At 29.3% G+C, this 18,302-nt stretch carries 21 protein-coding genes; 8 read left to right on the forward strand and 13 right to left on the reverse strand.

All coding sequences use genetic code 11. The features are described 5' to 3' along the window. The first annotated feature begins 16 nt into the window (after positions 1–16). From fdhD to tgt, 4 genes are all read left to right on the forward strand, one after another. Complete coding sequence (gene fdhD / locus CPIN17260_RS05990) at positions 17–799, forward strand: formate dehydrogenase accessory sulfurtransferase FdhD (RefSeq protein ID WP_069637582.1); 783 nt, start codon at positions 17–19, stop codon at positions 797–799. Then, the gene (locus tag CPIN17260_RS05995) at positions 792–1,538 is read left to right on the forward strand and encodes a winged helix-turn-helix domain-containing protein (RefSeq protein ID WP_078440744.1); all 747 of its coding nucleotides are present in this window, start codon (positions 792–794) and stop codon (positions 1,536–1,538) included. Before fdhD ends, CPIN17260_RS05995 begins: the two co-directional genes overlap by 8 nt. A 14-nt stretch (positions 1,539–1,552) precedes the next feature. Further along, positions 1,553–1,741, forward strand: a complete 189-nt coding sequence (locus tag CPIN17260_RS06000) for a sodium-dependent tyrosine transporter (protein ID WP_069633247.1) — start codon at positions 1,553–1,555, stop codon at positions 1,739–1,741. 85 nt (positions 1,742–1,826) lie between these two features. Continuing rightward, complete coding sequence (tgt, locus tag CPIN17260_RS06005) at positions 1,827–2,954, forward strand: tRNA guanosine(34) transglycosylase Tgt (protein ID WP_078440745.1); 1,128 nt, start codon at positions 1,827–1,829, stop codon at positions 2,952–2,954. Positions 2,955–3,121: 167 nt separating this feature from the next. Here the strand turns inward: tgt and prfB are convergent, their stop codons facing one another. Beyond that, positions 3,122–4,219 (reverse strand): peptide chain release factor 2, encoded by a 1,098-nt coding sequence (prfB, locus tag CPIN17260_RS06010; protein ID WP_069636978.1) that lies wholly within the window; start codon positions 4,217–4,219, stop codon positions 3,122–3,124. A 92-nt stretch (positions 4,220–4,311) separates the two neighbouring features. On the opposite strand from prfB, the gene panC reads away from it, so the two are divergent. From panC to tilS, 3 genes are read left to right on the forward strand one after another with little or no spacing between them, the layout of a single operon-like run. Beyond that, positions 4,312–5,133 carry a pantoate--beta-alanine ligase gene (panC, locus tag CPIN17260_RS06015; protein ID WP_078387857.1) on the forward strand — a complete coding sequence of 274 codons (822 nt, stop codon included), beginning with the start codon at positions 4,312–4,314 and terminating at the stop codon, positions 5,131–5,133. A gap of 2 nt (positions 5,134–5,135) precedes the next feature. Next, positions 5,136–6,443 (forward strand): 30S ribosomal protein S12 methylthiotransferase RimO, encoded by a 1,308-nt coding sequence (gene rimO, locus CPIN17260_RS06020; RefSeq protein WP_078387858.1) that lies wholly within the window; start codon positions 5,136–5,138, stop codon positions 6,441–6,443. Positions 6,444–6,446: 3 nt separating this feature from the next. Beyond that, on the forward strand, positions 6,447–7,445 hold the full coding sequence (gene tilS, locus CPIN17260_RS06025; RefSeq protein ID WP_069637585.1) for a tRNA lysidine(34) synthetase TilS: 999 nt from the start codon (positions 6,447–6,449) through the stop codon (positions 7,443–7,445). Here the strand turns inward: tilS and CPIN17260_RS06030 are convergent. The 12 genes from CPIN17260_RS06030 to CPIN17260_RS06085 all read right to left on the reverse strand — a co-directional run bounded on the left by CPIN17260_RS06030 (position 7,403) and on the right by CPIN17260_RS06085 (position 17,475). Next, entirely contained in the window at positions 7,403–8,080 is a 678-nt protein-coding gene (locus CPIN17260_RS06030; protein WP_226996916.1) for a 16S rRNA (uracil(1498)-N(3))-methyltransferase, read from the reverse strand. The two genes, tilS and CPIN17260_RS06030, sit on opposite strands and share 43 nt — an antisense overlap. Then, positions 8,058–8,459 (reverse strand): hypothetical protein, encoded by a 402-nt coding sequence (locus CPIN17260_RS06035; RefSeq protein WP_069636957.1) that lies wholly within the window; start codon positions 8,457–8,459, stop codon positions 8,058–8,060. Before CPIN17260_RS06035 ends, CPIN17260_RS06030 begins: the two co-directional genes overlap by 23 nt. Continuing rightward, entirely contained in the window at positions 8,456–8,647 is a 192-nt protein-coding gene (locus CPIN17260_RS06040) for a hypothetical protein (RefSeq protein ID WP_069633254.1), read from the reverse strand. The genes CPIN17260_RS06035 and CPIN17260_RS06040 overlap by 4 nt, the downstream gene beginning before the upstream one ends. Continuing rightward, positions 8,647–9,228, reverse strand: a complete 582-nt coding sequence (locus tag CPIN17260_RS06045) for a 6-pyruvoyl trahydropterin synthase family protein (protein ID WP_069633255.1) — start codon at positions 9,226–9,228, stop codon at positions 8,647–8,649. Before CPIN17260_RS06045 ends, CPIN17260_RS06040 begins: the two co-directional genes overlap by 1 nt. Beyond that, a complete protein-coding gene (locus tag CPIN17260_RS06050; protein ID WP_069636977.1) occupies positions 9,228–9,974 on the reverse strand; it encodes a 7-carboxy-7-deazaguanine synthase QueE in 747 nt (248 codons plus the stop codon). The genes CPIN17260_RS06045 and CPIN17260_RS06050 overlap by 1 nt, the downstream gene beginning before the upstream one ends. A gap of 11 nt (positions 9,975–9,985) precedes the next feature. After that, positions 9,986–10,954 (reverse strand): GTP 3',8-cyclase MoaA, encoded by a 969-nt coding sequence (gene moaA / locus CPIN17260_RS06055; protein WP_069633256.1) that lies wholly within the window; start codon positions 10,952–10,954, stop codon positions 9,986–9,988. 126 nt (positions 10,955–11,080) lie between these two features. After that, positions 11,081–11,845, reverse strand: coding sequence for a flagellin (locus tag CPIN17260_RS06060; protein WP_069633257.1), 765 nt, complete (start codon positions 11,843–11,845; stop codon positions 11,081–11,083). Between the two features lie 454 nt (positions 11,846–12,299). Next, complete coding sequence (locus tag CPIN17260_RS06065) at positions 12,300–13,142, reverse strand: 1-aminocyclopropane-1-carboxylate deaminase (protein WP_069633258.1); 843 nt, start codon at positions 13,140–13,142, stop codon at positions 12,300–12,302. Then, entirely contained in the window at positions 13,139–14,251 is a 1,113-nt protein-coding gene (locus tag CPIN17260_RS06070) for an OmpA family protein (RefSeq protein WP_078387862.1), read from the reverse strand. Before CPIN17260_RS06070 ends, CPIN17260_RS06065 begins: the two co-directional genes overlap by 4 nt. Further along, positions 14,235–15,566 carry a MotA/TolQ/ExbB proton channel family protein gene (locus CPIN17260_RS06075; protein ID WP_069636287.1) on the reverse strand — a complete coding sequence of 444 codons (1,332 nt, stop codon included), beginning with the start codon at positions 15,564–15,566 and terminating at the stop codon, positions 14,235–14,237. Before CPIN17260_RS06075 ends, CPIN17260_RS06070 begins: the two co-directional genes overlap by 17 nt. 3 nt (positions 15,567–15,569) lie before the next feature. Continuing rightward, positions 15,570–16,634: a class II fructose-bisphosphate aldolase gene (gene fbaA / locus CPIN17260_RS06080; RefSeq protein WP_078440746.1), complete on the reverse strand. Its 1,065-nt coding sequence runs from the start codon at positions 16,632–16,634 to the stop codon at positions 15,570–15,572. A gap of 22 nt (positions 16,635–16,656) precedes the next feature. Next, complete coding sequence (locus CPIN17260_RS06085) at positions 16,657–17,475, reverse strand: peptidylprolyl isomerase (RefSeq protein WP_069636231.1); 819 nt, start codon at positions 17,473–17,475, stop codon at positions 16,657–16,659. 88 nt (positions 17,476–17,563) lie between these two features. Between CPIN17260_RS06085 and nth the strand changes: the two genes are divergently transcribed. Next, entirely contained in the window at positions 17,564–18,187 is a 624-nt protein-coding gene (gene nth / locus CPIN17260_RS06090; protein ID WP_069632600.1) for an endonuclease III, read from the forward strand. Positions 18,188–18,302 lie beyond the last annotated feature (115 nt).

Genomic DNA, 18,302 nt, shown 5'->3' on the forward strand with positions numbered 1-18,302 from the left:
TCTTTCAAGGGAATAAGTGGAACCTATTTTTACAACGCAAATAACAAAATATATTGGAGATGATTTCTCTAATTGTGATGATATATTAGTAAGAGAGATAAAACTAGATATTATAGTAAATGATAAAAAAGTTGGCTCTATGATGGCTACGCCGGTTGATTTAGAAGCACTAGCCGTAGGATACCTGCTTAGCGAAAACATTATATTAAATCCCAAAGATATATCGGATATAAAATTCAATGAAAAAAAATTATGTGTAGAAATAAAAGCAAAGGTAAATGAAGAAAGCTTAAAAACACTAAACCACGAAAGCATAATAATAAGCGGCTGCGGTAGAAGCGTTACTGCAAATGTAAATTTAGAAACACTAAGTGCAAAGCTCATAAATCAAGATATCAAATTCAGAAGAAGTGATATATCAAATCAAATGAGTGAGTTTTACACTCAGTGTGAATTATACGAAAAAACAGGCTGTGTGCATACAGCAAAACTTTTTACAGATAATCAAAAATTTTATATAGGAGAAGATATAGCTCAGCACAACACGATAGACAAAGCTATTGGGAAAGCTACATTAGATAATGCTGATTTGAAAAATAGCTTTTTAATGGTTAGCGGAAGACTTAGTTCTGAAATGGTTGTAAAAGCTGTTATGAACTCTATACCACTACTTGTTTCAAGAACAGCTCCAACAAGCCTTGGTGTTTTGATAGCTAGAAAATTTAACCTAACTTTATGCGGATTTGCTCGTGGCAACAAGCTTAATGTTTATAGCTGTGAAAGTAGAATTTATGCATAAAGAGATAGAAAAACTAATAATAAAATTTCAAAATAAAAATGGTAGATTAGATTGCGGAGTTGCATTTAAAATAGCAAAAAAATTAGATGTTGATGTTGGAGAAGTTGGCAAAACAGCTACAAATCTTGGCATCAAAATAGACTCGTGCGAACTTGGTCAATTTGGCAAGCTAGAAAAATCAGATGGTAGTTATATAGTATATAATGGTCTAAAACCAAAGATTGATGAAAAAGGTAGAATAACCTGTAAAGATGCAAGAGATGCTGGAGTTGGTGTTGGTCTTAAAAAGATAAGATCGACATTAAAAGACTATGGTGTTGATGTAAAATACTGCCAATTAGGATGTTTTAAAGAGAAGAAAGGTAAAAAAATGATAGTAAAAACAAAAACTTGGATAGAAAACAGCGATGGGGATTTGCTTTTTGGAAAAGGAAAGACAGAAGTATTGGAAGTAATAGCAGAATCTGGCTCTATATCAAAAGCTGCTGAAATTTTAGGAATGAATTATAAAAAATGTTGGAGCCATATACAAATTTTATCAAAAAATATGAAAGAGGACTTAGTAAATACTAAGCAAGGCGGTGGAGACAATGCTGGCACAACCCTAAATCCTCGTGCTTATGAACTTATAAAATCATACAAACAACTCCAAAGAGACATAGAAGAGTATGTAAACAAACGTTTTAAAGAGCTTTTTTTAAGTGATCAAGAAGATAGAGTTAAAAAAGATAAAAACTAAAGAAAGGAGAAAATATGTTTGTAAAATTAAACGATAGAGTGTATCTAAATACGGATAAAATAACACGTGTAAAAATAGATAATGTTCAAGATGGAATACGCATACGTTTTTATGAGGGTGTTGCTCAGGTTGCTAAAAGTGGTAAGTTTGAAACTTTTGAATCAGCACAAGCTTGGCTTGAAAAATATTTCATAAAATCTTAATTTAAATTATAGCTAAAAAAGTTTTTTAGCTATAACCTGCTACAATTAATCCAAAAAAACATAATACTTAATTTAAAGGGCAAAAATGAAATTTGATATAGTTGCTAAAGATTCTAATGCTAGAGCTGGTATTATACAAACAGCACATTCCATGATACAAACTCCTGTTTTTATGCCTGTTGGAACTGTTGGGGCTGTAAAAAGTCTAGATGCTTTAGATATGAAAGAGACACTAAATGCAAATATCATACTAGCAAATACATATCATATGTATCTACGCCCCGGAAGCAAAATCGTAAAAGAATTTGGTGGTCTTCACGGATTTACAAAATTTGATAGAAGTTTTTTAACCGATAGCGGTGGTTTTCAAGCATTTTCATTAAGATCAAATACAAAAAACGATGATGGCGGAATTAAATTTAAAAGCCATATAGATGGCTCAATGCACTATTTTACACCAAAATCTGTCCTTGATACCCAATATGATTTTGGTAGTGATATAATGATGATACTTGATGATTTGGTTGCTCTTCCGGCTGATAAAAAAAGAGTTGAGTTAAGCCTGCATAGAACTATAAAATGGGCAAAAGAAGCTATTGATTATCATAAGCTTAAACAATCTCAAGGCATAGGTGTTAATCAAAATATATTTGGAATAATCCAAGGCGGAACAGATTATGAAGCTAGAAAAAAATGTGCGACTGAGATTTCACAGATGGACTTTGATGGGCTTGCTATAGGTGGGCTTAGTGTTGGCGAAAGCAATCAAGAGATGTATGATACCGTTGAGGCTGTTATGCCATTTATTGACCAAAATAGACCAAGATATCTAATGGGAGTTGGAACACCCGAGGATTTGGTTGAAAATGTTGGGCGTGGAGTTGATATGTTTGACTGTGTTATGCCTACAAGAAATGCAAGAAACGGGACTCTTTTTACAAGTTTTGGAAAGATAAACATCAAATCAGCAAAATTTATAAACGATCATATGCCAATAGATCCAGAATGCCAATGCTATACTTGCAAAAATTATTCCCGTGGATATTTAAACCATCTTTTTAAAGCAAGAGAGCTTACATTTTTTAGATTAGCAAGTTTGCATAATTTGCATTATTATCTAAATTTAATGAAAGAGATTAGAGAAGCTATCATAAAAGGCGAATTTGCTAAGTTTAAAATAAAATTTTATGCAAAAAGAAATATACAAAAATAATAACTATTTTTTAAGCTTTTAAATTTTAAAACAAATTTTTGGTATTTTTTAAGCTATCTTTGGATTTTAAAGATAGCTTAACTGTAAAAATTGCTAAATAAACATCAAAAACTATATTTATTTTAGAAAAATTTATTTATCCCAAGAGCGTTGATTTTACTCTTAGATCAAATACTTTTTTGACTTATTAAAACACCCTCTATCATTTTTTTAATATCACCATCAAGTATGGCATCTGTTTGAGAGTAAGCTTGTCCGCTTCTGTTATCCTTTACTTGTTGATAAGGGAAAAGTACATAAGAACGGATCTGATGTCCCCACCCTATTTCGCTCTTTTCAACACTAGCGCTAGCCTCTTGTTGTTTTATAAGTTCAAGTTCATAAAGCCTTGATTTTAGCATTTTCATAGCTGTGGCTCTATTTTTGTGTTGAGACCTATCATTTTGGCATTGCACTACTATGCCTGTTGGAACATGTGTTATTCTTATTGCACTTTCTGTTTTATTTACGTGCTGACCACCAGCCCCACTAGCTCTATATGTATCTATTTTTAGATCTTTTTCATCTATGTTTATCTCTATATCATCATCGATTTCAGGACTTACCATAACACTTGAAAAGCTTGTATGACGTCTACCGGCACTATCAAAAGGACTAGTTCTAACAAGTCTATGAATGCCGTTTTCAGCCTTTAAATAACCATAAGCATTCTCACCTTTTACTATAAAACTTACATCTTTAAGACCTGCTTCATCACCCTCTTGAAAGTCAAGAGTTTCTACCTTAAAACCCTCTCTTTCACAAAAACGAAGATACATTCTATAAAGCATACTGGCCCAGTCATTACTCTCAGTTCCACCAGCACCAGGATGTATAGAAACAATAGCATTTTTGCCGTCATCATCTCCACTAAGGAGCATAACTATTTCTAAATTTATAATATGGTCTTGTAAATTTTGCGCATCATCAAATAATGACTGTATGGTTTCGGCATCGTTTTCTGAATTTGCTAATTCATAAAGATCCTTAGCATCATCAACAGCCTGTTTTGCGGAGTTAAATTTATCAAGCATTGAATTTATTTTTGATTTTTCTTTTGCTATAACACCAGCTTTTGATATATCTTGCCAAAAATCAGGATCGTTTTCTAACGAACTAATTTCATCAAGTCTATTTTTTAGGCTATCTGGCTTAACAACCTGAGCGATATTTTCAACCTTTGTGCTTAGTGTTTTTAATAATTCTGTATATTCATAATTATCCAATTTCATTATCTCCATAATTTTTTCGCCTATTTTACCAAATTTAATTTTTATTTTGATAAAATGACAGGTTAAAATACAAAAAAGAGTGAAAAATGAAGATAATAAAAACTATTGAAGAACTTAAAGAATTTAGATCAAGTCTTAATGGCAATGTTGGCTTTGTCCCTACCATGGGTGCCTTACACGATGGACATAAAAGCCTTATACAAAAATCAGTAGATCAAAATGAACATACAATTGTCTCTGTTTTTGTAAATCCAACACAATTCTTACCTGGAGAGGATTTAGAAAAATATCCAAGAAAAGAAGAAGATGATATAAAAATTTGCGAAACTTGCGGGGCTAGTGCTATTTTTATACCTGATGCAAATATTATGTATTCTGATAAAGAGCCGTTAGTTTTAGCACCAAATAAATTTGCAAATATCTTAGAAGGAAAGACAAGACCCGGTCATTTTGATGGTGTTTTAAGGGTTCTTACTAAATTTTTCAACCTAGTAAAACCAAACAGAGCATATTTTGGAAAAAAAGATACACAACAACTTTTAATAATACAAAACTATATAAATACAATGTTTTTGGATATAGAAATAATTCCTTGTGATATAGTGAGAGAAAGTGATGGTCTAGCCCTTTCAAGCAGAAATGCATATCTTAGCGAAGAAGAAAAATGTATGGCTCTTCGCATATCAAAATCATTGCAAAATGCTTTAAATTTTGTAGAAAATGGAGATCTTGATAGCAGATCTATCAAAGAAGAGATGTTAAGGATATTAGAGCCTTTAAAATTAGACTATGTGGCAATAGTAAACAAAGAACTTGAAGAGATACAAAAAGTAGAAGAAGGAAACACTATAATACTTGTAGCGGCTTATGTTGGTAAAACTAGACTTATTGACAACATGTGGATATAAGAATGCAAAAAGTTCATCTAATATCACTTGGTTGTAATAAAAATTTAGTAGATAGCGAGATAATGCTTGGTCGTTTAAAAAACTATAGCATAACAGATGATGTAAATAGTGCTGATGTTATCATAGTAAATACCTGTGGTTTTATAGAATCAGCAAAACAAGAGAGTATACAAACAATACTTGAAGTAGCAGAAAACAAAAAACAAGATGCAACTCTTGTTGTAACTGGCTGTTTAATGCAAAGATACCGCGATGAATTAATGGCTGAACTTCCGGAGGTTGATTTGTTTACCGGTGTTGGGGATTATGATAAGATAGATGAAATTTTATTAAAAAAGACAAATTTATTTAGCCCTGATACATATTTACAAAGCACAGAAGATAGAGTCATTACTGGTTCAAACTACCATGCTTATATAAAAATATCAGAAGGCTGTAATCAAAGATGTAGCTTTTGTGCTATACCAACCTTTAAAGGAAAATTAAAATCAAGAAATTTAGAAGATATCGTAGATGAAGTAAAAAAACTAGTTCAAAAAGGTTTTTATGATTTTAGCTTTTTATCACAAGATTCTAGTTCATATATGAGAGATTTTAACACTAGCGATGGGCTTATAAATTTAATAGACGAGATTGAAAAAATAGACGGTGTAAAAAGCGCAAGGATACTTTATCTTTATCCAAGCACAACATCAAATGAGTTAATTTCAAAAATAATCTCATCAAAGGTTTTTCATAACTATTTTGATATGCCCATACAACACATAAGCGACAATATGCTAAAAATAATGAGAAGAGGAAGTGGCGAGAAGAGACTAAGAGAGCTTTTGGATATGATGAGACAAGCACCAAATTCTTTTTTAAGAACTGGGATCATCATAGGACACCCCGGAGAAACCAACGAAGATTTTGACACACTATGTGAGTTTTTAAGCGAGTTTTCATTTGATAGGGTTTCAGCATTTGCCTACTCAAAAGAAGAGGATACAAAAGCTTATGAAATGGAGCAAGTTCCAACAAAAATAATATCTCAAAGACTAAGCAAAATAGAAAAAATCATAGACAACACAATATCAAAAAGTCTTGATAACACAATAGATAAAGAATATATCGTAACACTTGATGGAGTAAGTAGCGAAGGAGAGATGTTTTTTGGAGCCAAACTTGACATATGGGATAAAGATATAGATGGCGAGGTTTTAATAAACGAAAGCGATATTAGTGATTTGCAAGTAGGAAAAAGATATATTTGTAAAATAACACAAAGAGCTGATAAAAAACTACTCGGAACTATTTTAAAAGAAGCTTAAAATTTGATTAGTAAAAACTGCATAACTCATCTAAAAAATGGTAAAAATTTGCTAGCATTTTCTCATGGTGTTGATAGCACGGCACTTTTTTACCTTTTAGATGAGTTGGGTGTTGATTTTGACATAGCTATAATCAACTACAACACACGAAAAAACAGCACATTAGAAGCAACAAGTGCAAAAAACCTAGCATATAAATTTAACAAAAAATGCTTTTTGAAAAGTGTTAAACTTCAAAATAAAAACTTTGAAAGCGAAGCAAGAAAAATAAGATATAATTTTTTCAAAGAAATTTGTATAAATGAAAAATATACAAATTTGATTTTAGCACATCAATTAAATGATATGTTTGAATGGTTTTTAATGCAATTTAGCAAAGGTGCTGGGCTAAACGAACTAATAGGAATGCAAGAGATAGAGAAAAAAGAGCATTATACACTTATAAGACCTATTTTAAATATACAAAAAGATGAACTTAATGAGTATTTAGATAAAAATAATTATAAATATTTTGTTGATGAAAGTAATTTTTCAAACAAATATACAAGAAATCATTTTAGACTTGAGTTTTCAAACCAATTCATAAAACAATACTCAAAAGGAGTTAAAAAAAGTTTTGAGTTTTTAAACCTAGACTATAATCAGTTAAAACCAAAATATAAAAAAATAAAAGATGATTTTTATCTAGTTTATAATGACAAAAATGCAATAAGAGGCATAGACAAAGTTTGTAAAAAGCTTGGTGTGCTAATGAGTCAAAGCCAAAGACTAACAGCACTAAAAGATGGTGTAATAAGTGGCAAAATTGCTATTGGAATAAAAGACGATATTGTATTTATATCGCCTTTTGTAAAAGAAGTAATGGATAAAAAATTTAAAGAAAAATGCAGAAAAGCTTTCATCCCAAAACTAATAAGACCTTATTTATTTCAAATAAACTTTGAAATAGAAAAGTTAGACTATAATAAAATTTTTGAGACAACAGAAGTTATAGCTGTTTGAGATTTTAATATATGCTTGGTTTTTAAGCCAAATTTCTTAGCAAATAATTCTACTTCTCTTTTGGAAAATCCACCCTCAGGGCCTATAAATAAAAGCTCATCTTTATATAAGCTTATATCATCTCCTCCAAAATGGATAAGTGCTACATTATTATACCTCAAAGAAAAATCATCAATGCTATCATAAATTTCAAATTCCATCAAAGCATCTCTACCACATTGTTCACACGATAAAGCGCAAATGTATTCAAATCTTTTAATGTCTATTTTGAAATTTGCTTGTGAAAAATCAGTATAGACAAAAATAATCTTGCCTACACCAAGTTCGTTTAAATAAGGTAGTGTTTTTTCTATCGTTTTTGGATCAATTACAGACCAAGCTATCTTAAAATCATAACTTGGTTTTTCATTCAAACTAGCAAAAACAAGGGACAAAGAAGCACTTCTTCTTTCAAAGCTTTCAATTTCATAAAGATATTTTTTACTATCTTTTAGATTTCTTACCTCTATTCTATCGCCTACTTTAACTCTTCTTGCTTTTAGATGTAAAAATGGTTCGTTTTCAACGACTAATCGTTCATTTCCGGCATTTTTATCATACAAAAACTGCATATCATAATCCAGCAAAAAGCACAAAAAATATCTCTCCTAAAATTTGGAAAAATGCAAATTTTCTAAATTTTCCAAGCTCATTTTGTGGAGCATATTTTTTCAGCTTCTTATATCCAATTATATTTAAAGTAACTAAACCAATAAAAGATATAATCATTCTAGCTATATGCCAAGTTACACTAAAATTTAATGCTACAAGCATTAAAATACCAGTAAAAAATACAATAGTAAAAACCAAGTGATATAAAGGTAAAAAATACCTTATCCTAAGCACATAGTTTTTAGTATTTATGCCTATTTGTGTTAAGACCAAATGTATAACAACAAGTGTTAAAAGCAAGTGCATCATTCCTTTATGAAAAGGGTAGATGGCTGAGTGTAATTCTTGTAAGTGTTCAATCATTCTTGTTTCTCCATAACTGGTTCCGGTGGGAAATTTTCATCAATAGTAGTATTTGTTTCACCTTGAGATATAGGAATATCTGTTGGCACCTTATCATTTGTATTGTTTATATTATTGGTTTTATTATCACTACATCCTATAACAAACATAAAAATCATTAGAAATAAGCTATAAAAAACTTTTTTCATCAAACTTCCTTTGGATTTAAAATTTTAGTTTTTGTCTTTATTTTATTAAAAAGGTTCTTGTCCTCCCATTCATCTATTATAGCGTCTGAAAACACTATATCATCTAAACTTATGATACCCATATTTTCATTATAAGCATCTTGTTTGAAGCATTGAGCATATCCTGTATCTGTTTCGTGAACTATTATACTATCAAGAGTTACACCCTGCTCCGCATTTTGCATTATTGTATTTTGCAACAAAGTATCTATAATAACAAAAAATACTCTACAAAATTGTTCAGCAGATGGATTAACAGGTATGCTTACCCATCTCGCAGAGTGTTTTTTTATGTCATCTATATACTCTTTGTTGTCTAATGAATATATAGTCGTACTATGATCAAAGCTATCAATTATGGTTTTAATATTTTTCTTCATCAAGCCAAAGTCATAAACCATGCCAGCATTATCTAAAAAATCTGATTTTAGCAAAACTTCTGCCTTGTAACTATGTCCATGAATACTAGTTCTACAACGCTTAGAGCTACAAAACCTAACTATATGTGCATTTTCAAATTTAAAAAGCTTTCTAATTATCATTAAACACCCTCTTTATTATCCCAAATCCTAATATGCATACGATCACTATAATTAAATCCATTTTTTATAGCAAAATTGGCTACGTTTAAAGCATTTTTTTCTAATTCGATTTTATTTGAACCCATTGGCATACACCAAACATCTTGATTATAAATTTTAAGTATGTCATTAATCTCATCAAGCTCTTTGTCTTTTCCTAAAATAACAAACTTATAAAAGCTATCATAAGAATTTTCACAAATAGCCTTTATAGCTTCTTTATTTATTCTTTTTTCATATTTTTCGCCACTATTTTTAAGCTTAACACTCATAGCAAAACTACATTTTTTATAAATTGGAAATTTCTCAAAATCAACAAAAATACTAGAATTTGTTTCAAATTGGATCTTAAAACCACTATCTATCAACTTTGAAACTAAATTAATAAAGATTTTATTTTTATGATGCAAAAGAGGTTCCCCACCTGTAATAACTATCATAGGCAGTTTTTTCAAATCTTTTATTCTTGCATTAACTAAGTTTAAAATTTCATCTTCAGTTTGTATCTGAGTAGCATCAAAATGAGATGTAAAAACAGCTCTAATTGTATCACAGCCAATTAAAGTATCACCAGTCTTATTAGATATTTGCTTAACATCAAAGCCGTAACAATTTAAATTGCACCCAAAAAACCTCAAAAAAATACCAAGATGACCTTGATATTTTCCCTCTCCTTGTATGCTTATAAACTCTTCAACCAAACTCAAACTAGCCAATATTACCCACCAGTTTGATAAAATGCTCTGCTTGAAGTTTCATTTTGTTCGCCTATTTCCCACTTATTTTTTTCAGGTTTGTTTATCAAAACCTGTCTTAAAACCTCTGCAGCACCAGCAACATCACCTTTTGTAACAGCATCTTTTATACTCATAGCATCTTCAAAATATAAACAAGGTATCAAAAACCCTTCTGCAGTTAGTCTTATTCTATTACAACTTTCACAAAAATCGTGCTTATGTGGATCTATAATCCCAAACTTATAACCATCTTCAAGTTTATATATAGAAGCTGGTGCATTTGGTAATTTATCATCTTTTGTAAGTTTGTATTTTTTTGAAATTATAGATAGTATCTCATCGCTTTTTAAGCCTTTTAACTCATCATTCGCATGTGAGTTTTCCATATACTCTATAAATCTAATCTGACAATTTCTAAACTTAGCAAACTCGAGCAAATTTATAATCTCGTTATCGTTAATGCCTTTTAAAGCAACAGTATTAATCTTAACACTAAGGCCAGCATCTAAAGCCTCTTCAAACCCAGCTAAAACTTCATGTAAAACACTCTTTTGAGCTATCGTTTTCGCAACTTCTGGTTTTAAGGTATCAAGAGACATGTTTATTCTTTTAAGGCCTGCTTCTTTTAGTCTTTTTGCATAGTGCTTCAGCATAAATCCATTAGTTGTAAGAGCTAAATCTACATTTGGATTATAATCATTTATCATCTTTATAAATACATCCAAATCTTTGCGAAGTAATGGCTCTCCACCAGTTATACGAATTTTTTTTACACCTTCATCAATTGCAACTTTTATAAATAAAAATAACTCTTCAAAACTTAGTAAATTTTCTTTCGGGGTCCATTCAAATGGTGTTTTTGGCATACAATATCTGCAACGAAAGTTGCACCTTTGAGTAACAGATACACGAAGATAATCAACAACTCTACCATGGCCATCTATCAACATAACCAAAACCTTTTTTATTATTTTTTATAATACATATCTATAAAAAGAATATATTTAATGCAAAAGTAGAATAAAAATCTAAACCATATAACAATTATTTATAAGCATATGGTTTAGATTTGATAATTAAGCCAAAAGTCTATCTATCTGAGATTGCAAATTTGCAACATTATGGCTTTGAGCCAATATAGAAGCATTAAGTCTTAATTTCTCATTGTTTTGTTCATTTAAATTTTTAGATATATCATTATTTTGCAAACCACTTTCACTTTGTCTTAAAGCAACATTTTGTTTTAAAGATGAATTTATATCAGCAACTATACCGTTTTGGACAGAACCAATCTCTCCTCTTAATCTATTAACATCATTTATAAAATCATTAATGCCATTTTGATTGGATATATCCAAATTACTAGCGCCAGATCTTACGCTATTTTCTGATAAATTGATATTTTGAGTTGCATTTCCAGTATAAAAATTTGACATATCACCAAATACATTTTTGCCATTAAATGTCGCGTTATCTATGCTTTGGCCTATAGACTCTTTTAATCTATCAGCCTCACGGTTTAATATACCGCGTTCTCTATCTGACAATGCTGGGTTATTATTTTTAACAGATAATTCATTTAATCTATCAGCAGTTTGAGTAATATTATTTAAAGTAGAGTCAGCAATATTTAAAGCACCGATTGCATCATTTGCATTAGCTATACCTTGATTTATCACATTAGCCTGCGATAATAAACTATCGGCTATGGCAAGATTTGCGCTATCAACACCACTTAACGCACGATTAGCAGATATGTTTTGCAAAGCCTTATCTTGTGCCTGTTTAGCTTTATCGGCACTATTTAAATATTGAGTTGAAGATATATTGTTTACTTTCATATTATTCTCCTTAGTTGCATATATCATACATCAAAAAATATAAATTTATCCTTTATTTTTGTCATTAATCTTTTTTTAATTAAGTTCAAATAAATAGTGAAATAAAAAAATTGCAACTAGAGTTATAATTATTTTTACACAGACAAAAAAGCTTCAATAATAAAATCATAAATAATTTACATCTAACACTTAAAAAATAGCAAGTAAAGCATTGTTAAATACCCAAAAAAACATAAAGATATTCAGAATAAGACACAATAAAATTGTACTTAAATATTTTTGTATATTTTTATAAATAATTCAATGATATCTATAAATTTTAATAAACTGTTTTTATTTATGCAAAAACTATTTACACCAAAATTAAAAAAGCAATTAATATATACAATATAAATATTAACTAATTTTTTAATTTTATAATCAAAGTTTCACTCTTTTGTGCTTGAAATTTTCATCATATTTTTTTAAATTTTCTTTCGTATCTCTGTTTTTGACTTATATTTCCCATAATTCCACCTTGATGGATATACAATACATCGTTTTTAAACTTATCTAAATTATTAAAAAGTGTTATAAAACCAACTGGATCATAGATTAGATCAAATTCTATGTTTGTTGATTTTTTTAATTCTTTATAAATTTGAAATAATTCAATCTTCAAATCACCAAAATGATATTTTTTAGGAGGTTTTAAAATTTTAACTTTGGAGTTAGAAACTAAATTTTGTATTTGCAACTTTAAATATTCTTCATCGCCAACACAAGGACAGGTATAAACATCAAAATCTATATTTTTTGACAAAAAACTAGCACTTGTTCCTGTTCCACTTGGTAAGAAAATATCAAATTTAAGTGAATTTTTTAATGCAAAATTTTTTATCTCTAAAGCCTGAGTCTTAAAACCATATTCTGCTTCAGGAATAGCAACACCCTCTTGAATAAAAAATAAATTTTTATCTTTTGCTATTTGTTTTGCATAATATTCTCTACTATCTTTTATATAAAGTTTCATTCCATTTTCAAGTGAAGCTAAAAAATTTCCAACTGGATTTTTTTGCAGATTCTCGTTTAGATGAGAAACCACATAATGAAATTCTATTTTTTTTAATTTAGCAAAAACACTAAGAGAATACATAGCGTTTGATTGACTAGAGCCGTGAGATACTATGCCTTTTATATCTAGATCGTTTTGTAAAAAATACTCTAATTTCCTAGCCTTATTACCATTAAATTCACCAAGTAAATCATCTCTTAAAATATAAAACTCAAAATCTCTAAATAAAATTTTTTGTATCATTGTTTTTGTTCTAAAAGTTTTTCTATCTGTTCTAAAGCATCTTTATTTGATATTGAAAATTTGATCTCTATACGTCTTGAAGCCTCTTTATCTTCTTTGCCATCCTTTAAGACAAGATTGTTAAAACTTCTTCCGCTAGCCACCAAAAGTTTGTTTAATTTTTTATCAGAATTATAAGAATTGATAAATCTCATAACTTCATAAGCCCTGCGCTGAGATAATTCAAGATTATATAAATAACTTCCATCGCTATCAGTAAAACCCTCTATCATGACCTGATCAATATTTTTGCTTATATCTGGGTCATTAAGCAAAACATCAAAGTATTTTTGCAATGTATCCTTTAAATCAGATTTTGCTTCATCTTTTAATTTTGATTCATTTTTATTAAACAATACAGATGAGCGAAGCTTTAATGCACCGGATACCGGATCTATTTCTATACTTTTTCCAAGCTTATCTTTTAGAGCTGTTATAACTTTAACTCTTATACCGGTTAAACTTTTAATGTGATTTTTGGTTATATTTAAATCTGTTAATAACACATTATACTTATCATCTTTATCTCTAAGTTGATAGGTTAATTCATCTATTATTTTTAAATTTTGATTATTTTGCATATTTAAATTAGTAGCATTAACTTCCGCATTATTAAGCTTGTTTTCAATAGATACTATTTTTGAATTTAGATCGGTTATACTCTCATTAAGCTCATAATTATTTGATTTTAATCCGTCTATATCAGCAATATATTCACTATTTGTATCTGATAATACCTGTAATTTTGATTTTAAATCTACAATAACTGAAGTTAAATTTTTATTTAATTCTTGAAGTTCAATATTATTTGCATTTGCTCTTAAAATTTCATTTTTTAAAATAGCATTGAGCTTATCAAGACTTAGATTTTTGCCTTGTTCATCCTTTAAATTTTCTAGTGTTTTTATAATAGTTTGCTCTTTGTTGGCTAGTATGTTTTGAGACAATACATATTTAACTACAATAGCGCCAACAATAAGCATAAAAACAAATAATAAACCCGCCATTAAATCAGCATAAGATATCCAAAAAGTTTGGTTATTTTCTTCTTGATTATTTTGAAATCTCATCTTCTAAATTTGAACTTTCTATATTTTGCATAACCCTTTGAACTTCACCATCTAATTCATTAGCATTCTTTTTTAAATCCTGCAAAGCTATCTCTCTTTCTAACTCTGACTTAGTTAGAGTTTTTTCTTGTTCATAGACTTCTTTAAAAGCAGATATCCCTTCCAATAGACCGACTTTAAATGCTTGCATAGCATTGTTTTGTTCGCTAATAATCTTAGTAGCAAATTCTTTTAAACTCAAATCAAGCGTCTTAAGATTTAAATCGAATTTATTAACACTTTTTTCAAAACCATTAACTTTATCTTGCATAAGTTCGTTAAGTCTATTATATTCAGTAGAAAATGATTTTTGCATATCTTTTAATGATAGGTTTAAATCAATAGTAGCTTTTAATATTTCTGTGTGAATTTTAACAAATTCATCTTGTCTTGAACCTGCTTTATTTAAAAGTCTAATATTTTGATCAAATTTTATTTGGGATTCACTTATCATTCTTTGTTCTAAATTTTGTAGCTCAGAATATGATTTAAATTTATTACCAACAACATTATCCAAATTTTTAAAAAAATCTTCATTGCTTATTCTTGAAAATACAGATCTGATATCATCAAAATGTTCACTAGCAACACTCATAAATCTTTGTTCTAACTCATCTTTTTGCCAAAAAAATTCTTTACTTAATTCTTTTTGCTCTCTTGAAAAATTATCAAATTTAGTTACACCAAATTTTTCAAAAAACATCCACCAAATAGCCAAAAATATACCATAAATTGATACATAAAAAGCTGTGCCTACACCATTTAACAGTATACCTATTTCTTTTTCAAGCCCAAGAGAATCGCTTGAACTAAAAGATGGCATTGAAATAGCTATACTAATAAAAGTTCCTAAAATTCCAAGCATAGGAAATATAGAATACCCCATACCAGCAATATGAGAATTTCTTAAACCTTTGATATAATTACTCAAAAAATTATCAAAGCATACATTTGATTTTTTTACACCTGAAATTTCAAGTAAATTTGATACTATAAAATCTTTTAGACTACTTTTAAAATCAGCACTCTTTTTTGATAAAACAGAAAAGGCAAAATCAGCATTATGTCTTGCAAAAAACAAGGCTATAATAAGTATTATACCCATCATAATAAGACTATGAATTTCTATATGAAATTTTATAACATTAAAATATCCTAGCAAAGCAGCAGCATATATCAAAACTGGCACTAGTACAATTTTAATATATGTAAAAATAGAGCTATCAGACTCTGGTTTTGGTAATGTTAAATCAGAATAATCATTTCTAATAGCCATCAATTAGTTCCTATTTAGGCAATTTAAATCTGAAAAAGCTATCTGTAAACGCTCAACCATACTCTCTTCGCCAGCTCTTAACCATTTTCTTGGATCATAGTATTTTTTATTTGGCTTATCTTCGCCATCAGGATTTCCTATTTGAGCTTGTAAATAATCCCTATTTTTAAGCTCATATTTTCTTACACCATCCCAGAAAGACCACTGTGTATCAGTATCTATATTCATTTTAATAACACCATAACTTACAGCATCTTTTATATCTTTTATCTCGCTTCCACTTCCTCCGTGAAATACAAAATTCACAGGTTTTTTGTTGCTTGTGTTAAACTTATTTGAAACATATTCTTGAGAATTTTTAAGTATCTCTGGTCTTAAAACCACATTTCCGGGTTTATATACACCATGAACATTACCAAAACTAGCAGCTATACTAAATTTATCGCTAATTTTGCCAAGCCTTTCATAAGCAAGAGCTACATCTTCTGGTTGAGTATAAAGCAAAGAATTATCAACACCTGTGTTGTCAACACCATCTTCCTCTCCGCCAGTAACACCAAGTTCTATCTCAAGGCTAATGTCAAGCTCACTCATTTTTTTTAGATACTCTTCACAAGTTTGTAAATTTTCCTCTAAACTCTCTTCGCTTAGATCAAGCATATGAGAGCTAAAAAGAGGAATTCCGAAACTTTTTTTATGCTCAGCAGAAGCAACTATAAGCTCATCTATCCATGGCAATAATTTTCTAGCAGCATGGTCTGTATGTAAAACAACAGGAACGCCATAAGCGCTAGCTAAAGAGTGAACATGCTTGGCACCAGCTATAGCACCAAAAACATCAGCATTTTTACATGATTTTCCTGCATAAAAGCTAGCGCCACCATTACTAAATTGAATTATAACGGGTGAATTTGCAATTTTAGCTGCTTCCAAAACAGCATTAACAGAATCACTACCAACTACATTAACAGCAGGTATAGCAAATCCTTGCTCTTTTGCATAAGAGTAAAGCTTTGTTACATCATCTCCTGTCAAAACACCAGCTTTAACGATATCTAAAACACCCATTTTAATTCCTCTTTTTTATTAATTATTTATATTGAACTTTTGCTTTTGAGCGAAGAGTATCTGTTTTTTGTTTAATAACTTCTTGAAATTTTTGCATTTTAACATTTTGCTCAATTTGATCTTTAACATCTTTGAAAGGTATAATTCCAGCTGGTTTCATATCCTCTTTTAAAATTACATGATAACCAAATTGTGATTTAACCGGATTTTTAGAAACTTCACCCTTAGTCATAGAAAAAACAGCATCAGCAAAAGGTTTTACCATTTGTGATTGACCAAACCAGCCAAGCTCTCCTCCTCTTACAGCAGAACCTTTATCTATAGATTTTTCTTTTGCAATTTCTTCAAATTTTTTATTTAAGGCATCACCTTTTAATTTTTTAAGTGATGAAATTATAGATTTAGCATCTTCTTCTTTTTCAACTAATATATGTCTTGCTTGAACACTTGCTGGTTGATTAAAATTTTCTTTATTTTCATCATAAAATTTTTTAACTTCAGCATCATTAACTTTTATAGTGTCAAAAATCTTTTTAAAATATAACTCTCCAGCTATATTTTCACGAGCAATATCAAGAGCTTTTTTAAACTCAGGATCTTTTTCTATTCCTGATGATTTAGCTTCTTTTAACAATAATTTTCTTCCAACTATATCATCTATAACTTTCTTTTTTAAATCATCGTTTAACTTTGAAGTATCTACACCAGGCATAGCTTGGCTTAAAAGAATCTGAATATCATCATCTGTTATATTTTCTCCATCAACAGTAGCAACAACAGCAGCACTCAAACTCATTGCTGCAACAAAACTTAAAGCAGTAAAAAATATCTTTTTTTTCATGATTATTCCTTGTAAAATATTTTGGTTTTTAAAATTAAAAGTGGATATTATACATTAAGTTTATAAAATTTTTGCTAAAATTAAAAACATGAATAAAAAAGATAGAATTTTAATAATAAAAAATAGATTTTTAAAACACTTTGAAGGTGCAAAAAGTGAATTAATTTGGAAAAACAATTATGAACTTATAGTTTGTGTTATGCTTTCAGCACAATGCACAGACAAAAGAGTGAATTTAATAACTCCAAGGTTATTTGAAGAATACCAAAGTATAGATGATTTGGCAAATGCAAATTTAGCATCTCTCAAACTTTTAATAAACTCATGTAGTTTTTTTAATAATAAAGCCACCAACCTAATAAAAATGGCAAAATCAGTTGTAGAGCTGCATAACTCAGAAATTCCTCTTAACGAAAAAGACTTGATAAGCTTAGCAGGTGTTGGGCAAAAAACAGCACATGTGGTTTTATTAGAAGCAGTAGGAGCAAATGTAATGGCTGTTGATACACATGTTTTTAGGGTTTCTCATAGATTAAATTTAAGCAATAAAAAAACTCCCGAGCTAGTAGAAAAAGATCTATGCAAAACATTTAAAACAGAGCTTGGAAAGCTTCATCAGGCTATGGTATTATTTGGTAGATATACATGTAAAGCAATAAAACCGAAATGTAATGAGTGTATATTAAATGATATTTGTCAAAGTAAAAAATAAAAATAAATAGGTTTTTAATTGAGTTAAAGAATTTAACACCGATTCAAAAGATTATAGATAATAAATATAAAAAATTATTGAAATTTCAATAAACTCAGAAATTAATTGTCATATA

It is taken from the genome of Campylobacter pinnipediorum subsp. pinnipediorum (genome assembly GCF_002021925.1).
In the GTDB taxonomy this organism is placed as follows: domain Bacteria; phylum Campylobacterota; class Campylobacteria; order Campylobacterales; family Campylobacteraceae; genus Campylobacter_A; species Campylobacter_A pinnipediorum.

Bases quoted from the DNA above. Each gene is read 5' to 3' on its own strand.
- CPIN17260_RS05995 (WP_078440744.1), top strand. From the start codon at position 792: ATGCATAAAGAGATAGAAAAACTAATAATAAAATTTCAAAATAAAAAT.
- CPIN17260_RS06000 (WP_069633247.1), top strand. From the start codon at position 1,553: ATGTTTGTAAAATTAAACGATAGAGTGTATCTAAATACGGATAAAATA.
- tgt (WP_078440745.1), top strand. From the start codon at position 1,827: ATGAAATTTGATATAGTTGCTAAAGATTCTAATGCTAGAGCTGGTATT.
- panC (WP_078387857.1), top strand. From the start codon at position 4,312: ATGAAGATAATAAAAACTATTGAAGAACTTAAAGAATTTAGATCAAGT.
- rimO (WP_078387858.1), top strand. From the start codon at position 5,136: ATGCAAAAAGTTCATCTAATATCACTTGGTTGTAATAAAAATTTAGTA.
- CPIN17260_RS06035 (WP_069636957.1), bottom strand. From the start codon at position 8,459: ATGATTGAACACTTACAAGAATTACACTCAGCCATCTACCCTTTTCAT.
- CPIN17260_RS06040 (WP_069633254.1), bottom strand. From the start codon at position 8,647: ATGAAAAAAGTTTTTTATAGCTTATTTCTAATGATTTTTATGTTTGTT.
- CPIN17260_RS06045 (WP_069633255.1), bottom strand. From the start codon at position 9,228: ATGATAATTAGAAAGCTTTTTAAATTTGAAAATGCACATATAGTTAGG.
- moaA (WP_069633256.1), bottom strand. From the start codon at position 10,954: ATGTTGATAGATGGCCATGGTAGAGTTGTTGATTATCTTCGTGTATCT.
- CPIN17260_RS06060 (WP_069633257.1), bottom strand. From the start codon at position 11,845: ATGAAAGTAAACAATATATCTTCAACTCAATATTTAAATAGTGCCGAT.
- CPIN17260_RS06065 (WP_069633258.1), bottom strand. From the start codon at position 13,142: ATGATACAAAAAATTTTATTTAGAGATTTTGAGTTTTATATTTTAAGA.
- CPIN17260_RS06070 (WP_078387862.1), bottom strand. From the start codon at position 14,251: ATGAGATTTCAAAATAATCAAGAAGAAAATAACCAAACTTTTTGGATA.
- CPIN17260_RS06075 (WP_069636287.1), bottom strand. From the start codon at position 15,566: ATGGCTATTAGAAATGATTATTCTGATTTAACATTACCAAAACCAGAG.
- fbaA (WP_078440746.1), bottom strand. From the start codon at position 16,634: ATGGGTGTTTTAGATATCGTTAAAGCTGGTGTTTTGACAGGAGATGAT.
- CPIN17260_RS06085 (WP_069636231.1), bottom strand. From the start codon at position 17,475: ATGAAAAAAAAGATATTTTTTACTGCTTTAAGTTTTGTTGCAGCAATG.
- nth (WP_069632600.1), top strand. From the start codon at position 17,564: ATGAATAAAAAAGATAGAATTTTAATAATAAAAAATAGATTTTTAAAA.